This window comes from Sorangium sp. So ce1504 (assembly GCF_051521635.1).
Lineage (GTDB): Bacteria > Myxococcota_A > Polyangia > Polyangiales > Polyangiaceae > Sorangium > Sorangium cellulosum_B.
This window is the reverse complement of record NZ_CP150365.1, coordinates 6,240,712-6,255,892: the sequence shown is the minus strand read 5'-3', so window position 1 is coordinate 6,255,892 and position 15,181 is coordinate 6,240,712. Positions and strand designations below refer to the sequence as shown.

Here is a 15,181-nt window from a genome sequence, read left to right as displayed (position 1 = left end):
CCGCGCTGTCGTACTGTCGAGTCCGCTCCAGCGTCCAGAGTCGCTGTTTCAGCATAGTCAAAACCATCACGCCACATGGGGCGCCAGGAGGCGCGAGACGATGCAATTCACGTTGATCGAGCTGTGGGGCCACATGGGGCTCTTCGCGAAGCTGATTGTCTTCGCGCTGGCCATCATGTCCGTTGCGTCGCTGATCGTCCTGGGCGAGCGCATCGTCGTGTCGTTCCTGTCGCGCGCCGCCTCCCGCGCGTTCGCGGCGCGGGTGGGACCCATGCTCGCTCGGGGCGAGCTCGAGGGCGCCTGGACCGCCGCCAGGCCGGGCGGCGAGCTCGGCTATCTCGGGCGCGTCATCGGCGCCGGGCTCGCCGCTTATGCCTCGAGCACGCCCTCGCGGCTGCCGGCGCAGGGGCACGAGCGCGACGGCGTGTTCGAGTCGGTCTCGCGGGCGCTCGAGCGGCAGGCGCAGCGCGAGGTGCTCAGCCTGAAGCGAGGTTATGGACTGCTCGCCACGGTCGGATCCACGGCGCCGTTCGTCGGGCTGCTCGGGACGGTCATGGGCATCGTGACGGCGTTCCAGCAGATGGCGGCCGCTGGCTCCGGCGGCCTCGGCACTGTCTCGGCGGGTATCGCGGAGGCGCTCATCACGACCGCCTTCGGGCTGATCGTCGCGATCCCGGCCGTCATGGGCTACAACTATCTCCAGGGTTGGATCGAAGCCCGGGCGATCGACATCTCGGAGTCGTCGAACGAGCTCCTCGACGTCGTGGCGAAGCGGCTCGACGGGCGCCTCGCGCCGGCCGCCGAAGAGGCCGCTTGACAGGGGACCCGCGCGACACCCCGCGCGCCTCTCCGCGGAGCGCGGCGCCCGGCGCCTCGCGCCCGCGGCGCGGCGGGCGGTGACGCGCCCAGCAGGAAAGCGAGCGTTCCAATGGGCATGGGTGTCGGCCCGCAGAGGGGCCCCAAGAGCGAGATCAACGTCACGCCGCTCGTCGACGTCGTCCTCGTCCTGCTCATCATCTTCATGGTGGTCACGCCGATGCTCCAGCGCGGCAAGGACGTGAAGCTGCCGCAGGCCGCGAAGGTGGACGAGGAGAAGAAGGAGGTGGACCCGCTGATCCTCTCCGTGACGCTGGAGAAGACGGTGTGGGTCGAGAACGACAGATACGATGACGCCGGGCTGGCCGAGCGGCTCTCGCGCGAGTTCGCGGCGCAGCCGGGGCGCAAGGTGCTGGTCAAGGGGGACCAGCGCCTCTCGTTCGGCGACGTCCGCAGGGTGATGGAGACGGCGCGCAAATCGGGCGCGAAGAGCGTCTCGCTGGCGGTCGAGGAGCTCAAGGAGAGATAGCGGCGATGAGCGCGAAGAGGAAGTTCGTCATCAAGCCGGCGGTGCCCCTGAACTCCGACATCAACGTGACGCCGCTCGTCGACGTCGTGCTGGTGCTGCTCATCATCTTCATGGTCGTGACGCCGCTGCTCGAGAAGGACATCGGCGTGCGCGTGCCGGACACCGAGCAGGTCAAGCAGGACACCCCCCCGCCGCCCGACCAGCTCGTCGTCCGGGTGAGCGCGCAAGGTGAGCTGCGGGTGAACGACGAGCGGGTCGAGCGCGCCGAGCTCGTGGGCACGCTCCGGCCGCTGCTCGAGCGCTACAGCAGGCCTCAGGACAGGATCGTCTTCGTCGTCGCCGACGACGGCGCCGTCTACGGCACCGTCGTGGAGGTGCTCGACGGCGCGAAGGCCGCCGGCGCCCAGACGCTCGGCATGATGACCGAGCTCCCCGAAGCGCCGCCGCCCTGACAGCGGCGCGCTCGCGGCGAGCGCTGGGCGAGCGCTGGTGGAGGCGCGCTTTCTCGCCGGCTCGAGGTCGGGCGGCCAGGCGCGACGCGGCGCTTGCGTCGCGCGCGGTCGCGACCTAAACCGCCCACCTCGAAAGCGAGGTCGTCGATGTTGCGGTCCGAATGGGTGAGCAAGCGCGCCGGGAGCCCGAACCAGAGCCAGATGCACTTCGCGAGGAAGGGCATCATCACCGAGGAGATGGAGTACATCGCCCGCCGTGAGAAGCTCGCGCCCGAGCTCATCCGCAGCGAGGTCGCGCGCGGCCGGATGATCATCCCCGCGAACAAGAACCACCTGAACCTCGAGCCGATGTGCATCGGCATCGCGTCGCTCTGCAAGGTGAACGCGAACATCGGCAACAGCCAGACCACGAGCGACGTGAGCGGCGAGCTCGAGAAGCTGCGCTACGCCATCAAGTACGGCGCAGACACCGTGATGGACCTGTCGACCGGGGGCGACATCGACGGCATCCGCCGCGCGATCATCGCGGACTCCCCTGTGCCGATCGGGACGGTGCCGATCTACCAGGCGCTCGAGGCGTGCAAGGGCACCGCCAAGATGACGGCCGCGGACCTCATCGACATGCTCGAGCACCAGGCGAAGCAGGGGGTCGATTACTTCACGATTCACGCGGGCGTGCTGCTCGAGCACCTGCCGCTCGTGAAGGGCCGGATCACCGGCATCGTCTCGCGCGGCGGCTCGATCATGGCGCAGTGGATGATCGAGCACCACAAGCAGAACCCGTTCTACACCCACTGGGACAAGGTGCTCGAGGTCTGCGCCAAGTACGACGTCACGATCTCGGCGGGCGACGGCCTCCGCCCCGGCTGCCTCCACGACGCCAGCGACGCGGCACAGTTCGCCGAGCTGAAGACGCTCGGCGAGCTCACGAAGCGCGCCTGGGAGAAGGACGTGCAGGTGATGATCGAGGGCCCCGGGCACGTGCCGTTCGATCAGATCGCGATGAACGTGCAGAAGGAGATGGAGCTCTGTCACGAGGCGCCGTTCTACGTGCTCGGCCCGCTCGTCACCGACTTCGCGCCTGGCTATGACCACATCACGAGCTGCATCGGCGCCACGATGGCCGGCTTCGCGGGCGCCGCGATGCTCTGCTACGTGACGCCGAAGGAGCACCTCGGCCTGCCGAACCCCGAGGACGTCAAGCAGGGCCTCATCGCCTACAAGATCGCGGCCCACGCCGCGGACGTGGCGCGGAAGCGCCCGGGCGCGCGGGATCGCGACGACGCGCTGAGCCGCGCCCGCTACGCCTTCGACTGGAAGCAGCAGTTCGCGCTCTCGCTCGATCCGGAGACGGCCCAGGCGATGCACGACGAGACGCTCCCTCAGGAGTACTTCAAGACCTCGGAGTTCTGCTCGATGTGCGGGCCGAAGTTCTGCTCGATGCACATCAACCGGGTGGTCGACGAGTACAACGCGCGGCAAGAGCCCGAGAACGCGCCCACGAAGCGGTCGCTCTCGATCCTCGATCAGCCGTGAGGCAGGGGAGGGGCCGCGAGGGCGTCCGCCGCGCGCGGCGGAGGGCGCTTGTCGCGGCGCGCCTCGCGTTCGTCGCGCTCGTCCTGCTCGCGCCCCTCGGCTGTCGCCGCGAGCAGGGGAGCGCCCCTCGCCCCGCGGCGTCGCCCGCCTCGGCCGCTGCCTCGCCCTCCCTGGCGCCGCGCCCGCCGAGCCCTCGCCTCACCGATCCGCGCTGGCGCCTCGCCGCGGGGGACGACCCGCTGGACTGCGCCCGGCTGGCCGAGGCCGAGGGCGGCTCCGGCCTCCTCGCCGCGCTCGACGACGGCGGCGACATCGCGCTCACGGCCCTGCGCGCGCTGCCGTACGCCGATGACGCCGACCTGGCGCTCGGGCCGCTCGCCGAGCGCGCCCGCGCGGCGTCCGGGCCGTCGCTCCCGCCGCTGCTCGAGGCGCTCCTCGGGATCGCCGGGCGGCCGCCGCGCCCGCGCGAGCCGCTCGACCCGGACGGGGCGCGCGGCGCGGCCGCGGCCCTGGTCGAGCTGGCGGGCCGGCGCGACCTCCCCTCGGACCAGCGCGCGCTCGCCATCTCGGCGGCGCGCGCGCTCGCCGAGCGGGGGCTCGTCGATCCTCTCCGTATTCCGGCAGATCTGGATCCCGAGGGCTCCGTCGCGGGCGCCGCGGGAGGCCCGGCGGCGCCGCGGCCCTGACGTCCCGCGCGGCGGCGCGGGCGCGCGGCCGTCCCGCGCGGCCGCGCCGTTCCAGATGGGCTTTCGGTTCGTGCAGCCGCGCTTTGGGCCGGTCGGGTTCCAATTTGGTACCTTGCCCCCCGTGACGACGCCGTACACCTCCGAGGCCTTCCTCCATCAGCTCCTCGGCAAGGCGCTTGCCGCCCACGCCAGCGACATCCACCTCAAGGTCGGTCAGCCGCCGGGCGCGCGGGTGCGCGGCGACATGGTCTACTTCCGCGTCGACAGGATCCGGCCCGAGGACAGCGAGGCCGCCGCGCGGGTGCTGCTCGCCGGGCGCCCTTCGCGCGAGCTGCTCGCCACGCTCCAGGAGCTCGACGCCGCGTACGTCGTCCCGGGCCTCGGCCGGTTTCGCGTGAACATCTATCGCCAGCGCGGCTCGCTCGCGATCATCCTGCGGAGCATCCCGCTCAAGATCCCGACGTTCGAGGAGCTGGGCGTGCCCTCGGCGGTCCGGGCGATGGTGGAGCACGATCACGGCCTCGTCCTCGTCGCGGGCACGGCCGGCAGCGGCAAGAGCACGACCCTCGCCGCGTTCGTCGGGCACATCAACGCGACCGTGCCGCGCCACATCGTGACCCTGGAGGATCCGATCGAGCACGTGCACGAGGACAACCGCTCCAGCGTGAGCCAGCGCGAGATCGGCGTCGACACGGCGGACTTCCCGACCGCGCTGCGCTCCGCGCTGCGGCAGGACCCGGACGTCGTGCTCATCAGCGCGCTCCGCGACGGCGAGTCGCTGGATCTCGCGCTTCACGCCGCGGAGACCGGGCACCTCGTGCTCGCGGCGGTCAGCTCGGCGGACGTCACGCGCGCGCTCGGGCGGCTGATCGCGCTCGGCAAGAGCCCGAGCGAGGTGCGCGACCGGCTGGCCGACTGTCTCCAGGGCATCGTCGCGCAGCGCCTGCTCCCTCGCCGCGACGGCGCGGGGGAGGTCCTCGCCGCCGAGGTGCTCGTCGGGACGGCCGCGGTGCGCGAGGCGATCCGCCGGCCGGAGGGGAGCCCGTCGCTGCGCGAGCTGATGGAGAAGGGGGTCACGCCGTACGGCATGCAGACCTTCGACGCGCACCTCAGGCAGCTCGTCGCCCAGGGGGCGATCGCCAAGGAGACGGCGAAGGCGGTGACGGCGCTCTAGAGGCGGCAATCGGGTCAAGACCGCCAGAACAGAGCAGAATTTCGAACCGTCGAGGACGCCGAGGACGCCAGGAGCTCCCTTCCCAATCGCGCCTTGCTTGCGGCGGCGCCTCAAGCCCGGCTATGAGCGAGCCCATGCTCGAAGGGATCGAACGAGAAGCGGCGGAGCACAGGAATGGATGCAGCGGCCCGGCCGGGCACGCCCCGTCGGCGGGCGCGCCCCGCCACGACTGGACCGTCCAGCAGGCGGTGGCCCTGCACGACCTCCCGCTCTTCGAGCTGATCGACCGCGCCCGCGCGGTCCACCGCGCGTTCCACGGCGAGCACGAGGTCCAGCTCTGCACCCTGCTCAGCGTCAAGACGGGCGGCTGCCCCGAGGACTGCGCCTACTGCCCGCAGTCGAGCCACTACGAGACCGAGGTCGGGCCGGAGCGCATGCTCGACGTCGGCGCGGTCCTCGCCGCCGCGGAGCGCGCCCGCGACGGCGGCTCGACGCGGTTCTGCATGGGCGCCGCGTGGCGCGAGGTGAAGGACGGCCCCGCCTTCGAGCGCGTCCTCGACATGGTGCGCGGCGTGAAAGCCCTCGGCCTCGAGGCGTGCTGCACGCTCGGCATGCTCACCGACGACCAGGCGCGCCGCCTGAAGGAGGCCGGCCTCGACGCCTACAACCACAACCTCGACACCTCGCGGAAGGCCTACAAATCCATCATCTCGACGCGCACGTACGACGAGCGGCTCGTCACCCTGCGCAACGTCCGGCGGGCGGGCATCACCGTCTGCTCGGGCGGCATCATCGGCATGGGCGAGTCGATCGCCGACCGCTGCGAGATGCTCGTCGAGCTCGCGCGCCTCGACCCCCACCCGGAGAGCGTGCCGATCAACGCCCTCGTGCGCTCGCCGGGGACGCCCCTCGAGAGCCTCCCCCCGGTCGATCCGATCGAGTTCGTCCGGATGATCGCGGTGGCGCGGGTCATGATGCCGCGCGCGATGGTGCGCCTGTCCGCGGGGCGGACGGAGCTCTCGCGCGAGACGCAGCTGCTCTGCATGTACGCGGGGGCGAACTCGATCTTCTACGGAGACAGGCTGCTCACAACGCCGAACCCCGGCCAGGACGAGGACCGCGCGCTCATCGAGAAGGCGGGGCTTCAGCCGATGGCGCCCGCCGCGGCGCGCGCTGCCCGTTAGCCGGACCTCCCGCCGCGGCCCCCTCCGGCTGCGGGAGCTCCCCTCCGCGCGGCGCGACGTGCAGCGTGTGCGTCGGGTACGCGAGCCTCGACCCGGCCATGTCGATGATCTGCAGGAAGGTGATCAGCATCGCCTGCCGGACGTCCCGGAACTCCGCGAAGTCGCTCGTCTGGAACCAGGCCATCACCTCGACGTCGAGCGACGAGGGGCCGACGCCGATGAAGCGCACAACGACGTCCTCGGTCCAGATCTTCGGGTGCTCCCGCAGCGCGCGCTCGCACTCTTCCACGATGGCGCGGAGCTGCTCGGGCGACGTGTCGCGATCGAGCCCCAGCACGCAGGCGAGGCGGATCCTGTCGCGCGCCGTGAACGACTCGATCTGGAGATCGGCCAGCTTGCCGTTCGGGATCGTGACGACGGTCCGGTCGAGCGTGCGGATCCGGGTCGAGCGGAGCCCTATGCTCTCGACCGTGCCGAGGAGCGCGTCGACCTTCACGAAGTCGCCGACCTGGAACGGCCGGTCGATGCCGATCGCGACCGAGCCGAAGAGGTTCTCCACCGTCTTCTGCGCGGCGAGGGCCAGCGCGACGCCGCCGATGCCGAGGCCGGCGATGAGGCTCGCCACCGGGTAGCCGAGCTCCGAGAGCACGGCGATCACGCCGATGATCACGATCGAGACCTTCGCGATCCGCCCCATGAGCGGCACGAGCGAGCGCGCCGCGGGGTTGTCGCGCGTCGCGGGGTCGGCGAGCAGGCGGCCGCCGCCGATGTCGATCGCGCGCAGGGCGAACCAGAAGACAGCGACGAAGACGCCGGCGCGCAGCACCTTGTCGAGGAACTCCTCGGCCGGCAGGTAGAGCCCGAGCCACGGGAGCGCGGCCGCGATCGCGAGGAGCGCCGTCGCGAACGTGAGCGGGCCGCGCGCCCCCCCGTGGAGCAAGTCGTCGAGCGTGGACTCCGTACGGGTGATCACGCGGCGGAGCCCGGCGCGGATGAGGTAGCTCAGCACCGCGCCGACGAGCCAGCCGGCCAGCGCGAGGACCGGCAGCGCGAGCCACTGCCACCAGAGCAGCTCGCGCGGGCCGGGGCGCAGGAGCGCCGGCGGCAGGTGATCGCGGAGCCAGCGATCTTCGAGCCGCGCGTACCACTCGTCGACGCGCTCCACCGTGGCGCGCGAGAAGATCCAGCGCACGCCGTCGGGCGTCGTGCGCCGCACGAGGCGCACCGGCTGGGACCCCGTCCGCGTCGGGATCTTGCCGAGCTGCTCCACGCCGGCCCCGAGGTTGTCCTGCGTGTCCCCCTGCGGCTGCGGCGAGAGCGTCTCCACTTCCAGCCAGAGGTGCCGATCGAGCACCGCCTTGAGCTTCTGCGCGAGCGCCGCGCCGTTCGCCCTCGGCGGCACGTCCAGGTAGCGCGCGGCCTCGGCGTAGTCGCCCGCGCGGCACAGCTCGACGAAGCTGCGCATGGAGGCCCGAGGCGAGTCGGGCGCGACGGGGGTCGCCTCCGGCTCCGGGCCGACCTCGGCGTTCGCCGCGGGCGGCGGCGACGGCGGGGGCGGCGGAGCGGACAGCTCGCCGGCGCTCGCTCCCAGAAGGGCGCACCCGAACACGAGCGCGAAGGCGAACGCGGCGCGGAGCCACATCGCCGGCGGCCAGAGGCGGAGCCGCCTCGGCGCCTTGGGATGATCGGTCGAGGGCATGGGCCCTGCTATTCCATCGCCCGGCGGCTCTGTCGACCGGGCGGCGCGCGCGCCACGTGCGCTCGCTCGCAGCGGGCTCCACGTGTCGGAGATCCCGCAGGGGGTCGCGGACGCGCGGAACCGACACGCGGAACCGACATGCGGAACCGACACGCGGAACGGACACGCGGAACGGACACGCGGAGCCGACGCGCGGCGCTACCTCGCGGCGGCAGGCGGCTCGCCCGGCTGCGCCGCGGCCACGAGCGCCGCGAGCGCGCGGCCGTAACGCGCGAGCCGTGCCGCCCCGAGCCCCGGGATGCGCGCGATCGCGGCGGCGATCGCCTCGTCCCCGGCGTGGCCCTCCGCCAGCGCGATCTCCGCGAGATCCTGCGCGCAGTGACCGGGCAGCACGACCTGCTCGTCCACCTTCCGCGCCTTCGCCTCGGCCCTGCGCCACGCCGCGATCCGGGTCTCCACCGCGCGCCGCGCGGCGAGCTCCTTCCTGGGCGGGCGGGCTTGCTGGAAGAGAGCGCGCTCGTCCTCGGGCACGTCGCCGTCGCTGCGCCCCTGCTCGACCGCGCGGAGCCACGCCGCGACGCACGCGGCCGCGCGGCCCGCCGCGGCCCCGCGGATGGCGCGCACGTCGTCTGCGCTGGCAGGCCTCCGCTGCGCGAGCTCGAGCAGCACGTCGCTGGCGACGATCTTGAAAGAGGGCACGTCGGCCCCCTCGGCGACGGCCTCGCGCGCCGCCACGAGCCGCCGCAGGATCGCCCGGCCCTGCGGATCGAGCGCCTGGGCCCCCTTGATGCGCGCGTAGGCGGGCCGCGGATCGCGCGGCGGCCCGAGGGCGGTCGCGAGCTTGTAGGTGCACTCCTCCTCGATCTCCTCGTCGATCCCGAGGGCGCGGCTGCGCTCCGCGAGCCGCGCGCGCAGCGGGAGCAGGTGGCGCACGTCGTCGGCCAGGTAGCGCAGCTCGGCGTCCTCGATCGGCCTGCGCCCCCAGTCGTGCTGCTGGAGCTGCTTGTCGACCTTCACGTCGAGCTCCGACAGGAGCAGCGCGGCGAGCCCCGTCGCCGCGCACCCCAGCATGCGCGCGGCGACCGAGGTGTCGTGCGCGCCAGCGAGCGGCGCGCCCGCCTCGGCGAGCATGCGCGCGTCGAAGGTGAGGTCGTGCAGCACCTTGGGCGGGCCCGCGGCCCCGAGGAGCCGCGCGAGCGGCGCGACAGGCACGCGGAGCGCGTCGACGACCCCTATCGCGATGCCGTCCCCCTCGCGGAAGGCGAGCTGGACGGTGCAGAGCCGCGCCCGGTACGCGAACAGCCCGTTGGCCTCCACGTCGACCGCGAGCGCGTCGGCGCGGGCGGCGCGCTCGACCAGACGGGCGAGCTCGCCTTCGCGCTCGACCAGGACGGGAGGGCTCTGGCTCAGCAGGCCTCCTCCCGGCCCGCCCGCGCGGCCGCGCCGCGCCGCGCCCGCACCGCCACGCCGACCAGCGCGAGCGCGGCGAGGACGAGCCCTCCGCCGTGCCCGCGCTGGCCAGCGTTGCCGCGCGGGGCCGCGGCGCAGCCGTCCGACTCCTTCACCTCGGGCTGATCCGCGGCGCACAGGGCAGAGAAGCCGTGGCGCGGCGTGGGGTTGCAGCCCTCGATCGGCTCCCCGGGCGGGTACACCGCGCAGATCCCATCGCGGTCGTCCTGGGAGAGGTCGCGGAGCCCCGGCCGGTAGCCCGCGACCATGGTCGCGCTGGGCTCGCTCGAGTGCGAGAGCCCGAGAAAATGGCCGGCCTCGTGGGTGGCGATGCTCAGGAGGTCGAACGAGCCGTTGTCGTCGCCTTGCGAGAGCGCCACGTCGAACGAGTTGACCTCCATGTCCGCGTCGTAGATCTCGCCGGTCTTGAGGTGGTAGGTGACGGTCGTGAGCGCGAGGGTGTTCCCGCTGTCGACGTACGGCCACCCGTCGTCCCGGAACATGACGATGTTCGCGTTCGCCTTGCGCTTGTTGTACTCGTGGGCGTCGCACGCGACCGGGCCCAGGTAGGTGACCTCCATGCGCGGGGTCTGCCCGTCGCCGCAGTCGGCCTCTGTCCACGCGGCGAACGCCTGCTCGAAGATCGCCTCCGCCTCCTGGAGCGACACCTGGGCGGAGGCGTCCTCCTGGAGGGAGTAGCTCACGCACGGCGAAGGCCAGGCGAGCGGGGTGCCGCAGTCGTTGCCCTGCGGCGGCGTGCAGACCGCCGCGGTCTCCGCCTCCCCCGACGCCGTCTTCTCCGGCGGACAGACGCTCGTGCGGCAGAAGGCCAGGGCGTCCCCGGGGTAGGCGAGCGCCGCGGCGACGAGCGCGCTGCAGGCTGCGGCGATGGCGTGGGCGCGCGCGGGGCGGCGCGCGCCAGCGGGGCGCGGCGCGAGGTCACTTCTGCGCATGCTTCGCCTTCCATGCCTGGTTCACCGCGTCGATCGCCGTGTCGAGCGCCGCGCCGATGAGCTGCTCGCGGGCCGAGATCGCGGGGCCCGGCCGGGGCAGGACGGTCCCGCTGTCGGGGCTCGCGGCCAGCCGCCGCACGGCGATGCGCCGCGCGCCGGCCCCGCCTGCGACCCTCGGCTTCTCCTCGCCGTCGACGACGGGGTAGTGGCCCTGGGCCATCCCGGAGACGACCAGGGCCGAGCCCACCTTGGAGACGAAGACCATCGCCTGCGCGCCGACCGCGATCTGCGCGTCGCCCGACACGTGCTGTCCGACGTCCCCGACCACGCCCCCGAGCGTCCTGACCCAGACCTCGCCGTCGGGCTGTCCGGCCACGGTCCGGTCGATCGACAGGCGGGTATAGGTGACGATCCTCCTGGCCCCGCCGAGCTCTTCCCACTGGCTGCGCTGCTCGATCGCGGTCGCGACCACGACGTACGAGGCCGCGGCGACGAGCTCGCCCAGCGAGAGCTGAATGGCCACGGCCGCCTGCGCCGCGCGCGGACCGGACAGCAGCGCGCCGGGGCTCGCCTCGGCGCGATCCTGGCTGGCCCGCGCGCGGCTGTCCGCTGTCGGGAGGGGCGTGAGCGTGAGCGCTGGGGGCAACGCGACGAGGAGGGCTATGCCAAGAGCTCTGGGAGACATTGGCGCAAAGATACCATGCTGCCGGGCGAGGCGCGCCGGAAGCGCCGGGTTTCGTCGACGCGCTGGACCCTGTGTCCCGGTCCGACTAGCAGATCGTCTGGGTCGAGACCCGAGGAGCCTGCGATGACGAGCGACGCGTTGACGATCGGCAGATACACGTTCACTTCCCGCCTCTTCGTGGGGACGGGCAAGTACAAGGACCTGGATGAGACCCGTCGCGCGCTCGAAGCGTCCGGCGCGGAGGTCGTCACGGTGGCCCTCCGCCGCGTCAATTTGAAGGAGCGGGGCGAGGGGTCGATGATGTCGCTGCTCCAGCAGGGACGCGTCACGATCCTGCCGAACACGGCCGGTTGCGCCACCGTCGAGGACGCGGTCCGCACCTGCCGGCTCGCGCGCGAGCTCGGTCTGTCCGATCTCGTGAAGCTCGAAGTCATCGGCGACGAACGGACGCTGTTCCCGGACAACGAGGCGACGCTCGAGGCGGCGCGGATCCTGGTGAAGGAGGGCTTCACGGTGCTGCCCTACTGCATGGATGATCCGATCGTCTGTCGTAAGCTGGAAGACATCGGGTGCGCGGCCGTGATGCCCCTGGCGGCACCGATCGGCAGCGGGCTCGGCATCCGCAACCCGTACAACCTGATGATCATCCGAGAGACAGCGAAGGTGCCGGTGATCGTGGACGCGGGAGTCGGGACAGCGAGCGACGCCGCGGTGGCGATGGAGCTCGGGTGTGATGGGGTATTGATGAACACGGCCATCGCGGGCGCGCGGGACCCGATCTTGATGGCGCAGGCGATGAAGGACGCGGTGAGGGCCGGTCGGATGGCGTATCTCGCCGGGCGGATGCCGAAGAAGCTCTATGCGACGGCGTCATCGCCCGAGCAGGGCAAGATCGCCGCGCTGTAGCGCGGCGCTGCGGGTGTGGCCCCGCACCTCGCTCTCCGCGCGCTCGCGTTCCCGGCGTATCTCACCGATGCGGAGGCGCTCGCGGGCGCGATGAGGGATGATGAACGAGCAACTCCGACGTCCAGCACGGCGCTGCTGCGACGCCGCCAAGTCAAGCGAACAGCATCCGCATGTCATGATACGCTCACTTACCTGAGCCAAAATGACACGGAACGCTCATCGCACGGTCGACACGCTGTCGTGGCGCGTCACGGCGCTCTGACGACGACCGCGGCGACCTGACGGTCCGCTCAGGAGAATATGAGCAAGCCCAACGTCTGCATGGTCGTGAACAACCTCGAGGTCGGCGGGCTCGAGAAGGTGGTGCTGAGCCTCCTCGATCGCCTCGGCGATCACGGCTTCGACCTCTCGCTGATCTGCCTCGACGGCGAGGGACGGCTGTTCTCGGAGGTCAAGCTCCCGCGCTCGAAGTGCCTCGTGATCACGAAGGACCTCCGGCCGGTGCTGCCGGGCCTCAAGAGCGATCCAGAGGCGCTGCTCTGGATCCGGCGCTTCTTTCACCAGCGCTCGGTCGATATCGTCCACGTCCACAACCGTGCTCCGCTCATCTTCGCTGGCTTCGCGGCGCGCCTGCTCCGGAATCGGCCGCTGGTCGTCTACTCGGAGCACAACCAGATCAACCGGGCGAAGGGCTTCGATCGGCGCAAGTTCGGCTACTACGCTTACCTCGCCGACGAGATGGTCGCCGTGTCGCACGACCTCAGGCGCATCCTTGTCGACGACGTGAAGGTCCGCGCGCCGGTCCGCGTCATCCACAACGGCATCGACGGGACGCGCTTCGCCCGCGCCCGCGAGGGCGGCGCGGGCGCGCGCATCCGCGCGGAGCTCGGCATCGGCGAGCGGGAGTTCGTGTTCGGGTGCGCCGTGGTGCACATCGAGCAGAAGGGGCTCCGTTACCTCCTCGAGGCGGCGCCCGAGGTGCTGCGGCGCGCGCCGGAGGCGCGCTTCGTCATCGCCGGCGACGGCCCGCTCCGGCCGGAGCTGGAGCAGCGAGCCAGGGACGCGGGGCTCGGCGACCGGGTGATCTTCCCCGGGTATCGCTCGGACGTGCCGGAGCTCGTCTCCGCGCTCGACGCCTACGTGCTCCCGTCGCTCTGGGAGGGGCTGCCGCTCGCGCTGCTCGAGGCGCTCGCGCTCGGCAAGCCGATCGTGGCGAGCCGCGTCGGCGGCGTCCCCGAGATCGTCGAGCACGGCGTCGACGGGTTCCTCGTCCCGTCGAAGGACCCTGGCGCGCTGGTCGAGCACCTCTCCCGGGTCGCCCGCGACGGGGAGCTCCGCGAGCGAGCGCGCGCGCGCGGCCCCGCGAAGTTCACCGAGCAGTTCAGCCTGGAAGCGATGGTCGACGCGCACGTGCGCCTGTTCGACGAGCTCATCGCCAGGCGGCGCGGGGGCGACGCCCCGTCCCGGGCGCGCGCGTGGTCGACCCCCGCGGGGGCCTCCGGGCCGGCCGCTGGACGGGACGACGGCAACGGACGGGTTGGTCAGCGGGTCGGTCTGGACGTGTAACGACATACGATACCAGGTGAGACCGAATCGAACCTGACCAGGGCGAATACGATGCTGAGCGAGGCAAAATGGGGCATCGAACGATGCTGAGCGAGGCAAAATGGGGCGCTGAGCTAGGCTGAGCGAGATGGGCGAGACTGAGCGTAGATTGTCGGGATTGACGAGACTGAGCGAGACTGGCTAGACCGAATACGAGACCGAGCGCGAACGACGTCCTCTTTCGAGGCGCTCGCCGACTCGGCTCGCTCGAGAGGAGGAGCTCTTGCGGCGGATGCGCGTTTTGCTGATCACGAAGATCTTTCCGAACGCGGTTCACCCGGACGAGGCGCCGTACAATCGGCGGCAGTTCGCCGCGCTGTCGCGCTACTGCGACGTCCGGGTGCTCGCGACGATCCCGTGGTTCCCCGGGATAGGGCGCCTCTCGAAGTGGCCTATCGGCGCCAGTGCGCCGCGCGAGGAGGTCATCGACGGGCTGCCGGTCAGGCACCCGCGGTACCTGTACGTGCCGAGGATCGCGCCCGTCCTGAACGGCCCGCTGTATGCGGCGTCGATGCTCCCGGAGCTCATCGGGCGCGGTCCGTTGCCCGACGTCATCGTCGGGGCCTTCGCCTACCCGGACGGCTTTGCCGCGGTCTGTCTGGGGCGGTTGCTCGGGGTGCCGGCCGTGATCAAGACGCACGGCTCGGACATCGACGTGATCCCGCGCGACCGGCGGATGCGGCGGCCGCTCGGCTGGGGGCTCACGCGCGCCGCCCGGGTGGTCACGGTCAGCCGCAAGCTCGCGGACGGGGTCGCGGCGCTCGGCGTGCCGCGCGATCGCATCGACATCGTCATGAACGGCGTCGACGTGAAGACGTTCCAGCCTCGCAACCGCGCCGAGGCGCGCGCCGCGCTCGGCAAGTCGCCGAGCTCGCGGCTGATCGTCTTCGTTGGTCACCTGAGCCGCGACAAGGGCGTGCTCGATCTGATCGAGGCGTTCGAGCGGCTCGCGCCGGTCCACCCGGACATCGAGCTGGCGCTCGTGGGCAGCGGCGCCGAGGAGCAGGCGTGCAGGGCCGCCGCCGCCCGTCTGGGCGGCCGGCTGACAGTGACCGGCTACTTGCCGCACGATCAGGTGTCGCTGTGGCTCGGCGCGTGCGACGTCCTCGCGCTCCCGAGCAAGCACGAGGGGACGCCCAACGTCCTGCTCGAGGCGCTCGCCTCGGGGCGCCGCGTTGTCGCGACGAGCGTGGGGGGCATCCCCGACGTCCTGCGCAGCGCCGAGCTCGGCGAGCTCATCCCGCCGGGCAACCGGGACGTGCTGATGGAGGCGCTGCTCCGCGCCGCCCGGGCCGACTACGACCCGGCGCGGATCGCGGAGCTCGCCGGCAGGCGCGACTGGGATGACAGCGCGCGCGCCCTCCACGAGTCGCTCCTGCGCGCCCGCGGCGAGCCCCTGTCGAGCACCGGCGGTCAGGACGCGGGCGACGCGCCCTTCGGCGCCCCGGCCTCGAAGGGCGGGTTCGAGAACGGCGCCGCCCGGACGGGCGCCTCCCTGAACTAGCCC

At 72.2% G+C, this 15,181-nt stretch carries 14 protein-coding genes; 10 read left to right on the top strand and 4 right to left on the bottom strand.

What is annotated here, in order from left to right; all coding sequences use genetic code 11:
- Window positions 1-100 precede the first annotated feature (100 nt).
- The 7 genes from WMF39_RS23405 to bioB all read left to right on the top strand — a co-directional run bounded on the left by WMF39_RS23405 (window position 101) and on the right by bioB (window position 6,377).
- Window positions 101-817, top strand: a complete 717-nt coding sequence (locus WMF39_RS23405) for a MotA/TolQ/ExbB proton channel family protein (RefSeq protein WP_437747677.1) — start codon at window positions 101-103, stop codon at window positions 815-817.
- Window positions 818-928: 111 nt separating this feature from the next.
- Window positions 929-1,345 (top strand): ExbD/TolR family protein, encoded by a 417-nt coding sequence (locus WMF39_RS23400; protein WP_437747676.1) that lies wholly within the window; start codon window positions 929-931, stop codon window positions 1,343-1,345.
- Window positions 1,346-1,350: 5 nt separating this feature from the next.
- A complete protein-coding gene (locus WMF39_RS23395; protein WP_437747675.1) occupies window positions 1,351-1,797 on the top strand; it encodes an ExbD/TolR family protein in 447 nt (148 codons plus the stop codon).
- A 147-nt stretch (window positions 1,798-1,944) separates the two neighbouring features.
- Window positions 1,945-3,333 (top strand): phosphomethylpyrimidine synthase ThiC, encoded by a 1,389-nt coding sequence (gene thiC / locus WMF39_RS23390; protein WP_437747674.1) that lies wholly within the window; start codon window positions 1,945-1,947, stop codon window positions 3,331-3,333.
- A complete protein-coding gene (locus WMF39_RS23385; protein WP_437747673.1) occupies window positions 3,330-4,019 on the top strand; it encodes a thiamine biosynthesis protein in 690 nt (229 codons plus the stop codon). The genes thiC and WMF39_RS23385 overlap by 4 nt, the downstream gene beginning before the upstream one ends.
- A gap of 121 nt (window positions 4,020-4,140) precedes the next feature.
- Window positions 4,141-5,193: a type IV pilus twitching motility protein PilT gene (locus tag WMF39_RS23380; protein WP_437747672.1), complete on the top strand. Its 1,053-nt coding sequence runs from the start codon at window positions 4,141-4,143 to the stop codon at window positions 5,191-5,193.
- A gap of 134 nt (window positions 5,194-5,327) precedes the next feature.
- Window positions 5,328-6,377 (top strand): biotin synthase BioB, encoded by a 1,050-nt coding sequence (gene bioB / locus WMF39_RS23375; protein ID WP_437747671.1) that lies wholly within the window; start codon window positions 5,328-5,330, stop codon window positions 6,375-6,377.
- Here the strand turns inward: bioB and WMF39_RS23370 are convergent.
- The 4 genes from WMF39_RS23370 to WMF39_RS23355 form a co-directional block, all read right to left on the bottom strand.
- Window positions 6,319-8,076, bottom strand: coding sequence for a mechanosensitive ion channel family protein (locus tag WMF39_RS23370; protein ID WP_437747670.1), 1,758 nt, complete (start codon window positions 8,074-8,076; stop codon window positions 6,319-6,321). The two genes, bioB and WMF39_RS23370, sit on opposite strands and share 59 nt — an antisense overlap.
- A 198-nt stretch (window positions 8,077-8,274) precedes the next feature.
- Complete coding sequence (locus WMF39_RS23365) at window positions 8,275-9,465, bottom strand: HRDC domain-containing protein (protein ID WP_437748016.1); 1,191 nt, start codon at window positions 9,463-9,465, stop codon at window positions 8,275-8,277.
- A 17-nt stretch (window positions 9,466-9,482) separates the two neighbouring features.
- A complete protein-coding gene (locus tag WMF39_RS23360; protein ID WP_437747669.1) occupies window positions 9,483-10,478 on the bottom strand; it encodes a matrixin family metalloprotease in 996 nt (331 codons plus the stop codon).
- The gene (locus WMF39_RS23355; protein ID WP_437747668.1) at window positions 10,465-11,163 is read right to left on the bottom strand and encodes a hypothetical protein; all 699 of its coding nucleotides are present in this window, start codon (window positions 11,161-11,163) and stop codon (window positions 10,465-10,467) included. Before WMF39_RS23355 ends, WMF39_RS23360 begins: the two co-directional genes overlap by 14 nt.
- A gap of 123 nt (window positions 11,164-11,286) precedes the next feature.
- Between WMF39_RS23355 and WMF39_RS23350 the strand changes: the two genes are divergently transcribed.
- The 3 genes from WMF39_RS23350 (at window position 11,287) to WMF39_RS23340 (ending at window position 15,178) form a co-directional block, all read left to right on the top strand.
- The gene (locus tag WMF39_RS23350) at window positions 11,287-12,069 is read left to right on the top strand and encodes a thiazole synthase (protein WP_437747667.1); all 783 of its coding nucleotides are present in this window, start codon (window positions 11,287-11,289) and stop codon (window positions 12,067-12,069) included.
- A 300-nt stretch (window positions 12,070-12,369) separates the two neighbouring features.
- Complete coding sequence (locus WMF39_RS23345; protein ID WP_437747666.1) at window positions 12,370-13,635, top strand: glycosyltransferase; 1,266 nt, start codon at window positions 12,370-12,372, stop codon at window positions 13,633-13,635.
- Between the two features lie 271 nt (window positions 13,636-13,906).
- Complete coding sequence (locus WMF39_RS23340; protein ID WP_437747665.1) at window positions 13,907-15,178, top strand: glycosyltransferase family 4 protein; 1,272 nt, start codon at window positions 13,907-13,909, stop codon at window positions 15,176-15,178.
- Window positions 15,179-15,181: the final 3 nt, after the last annotated feature.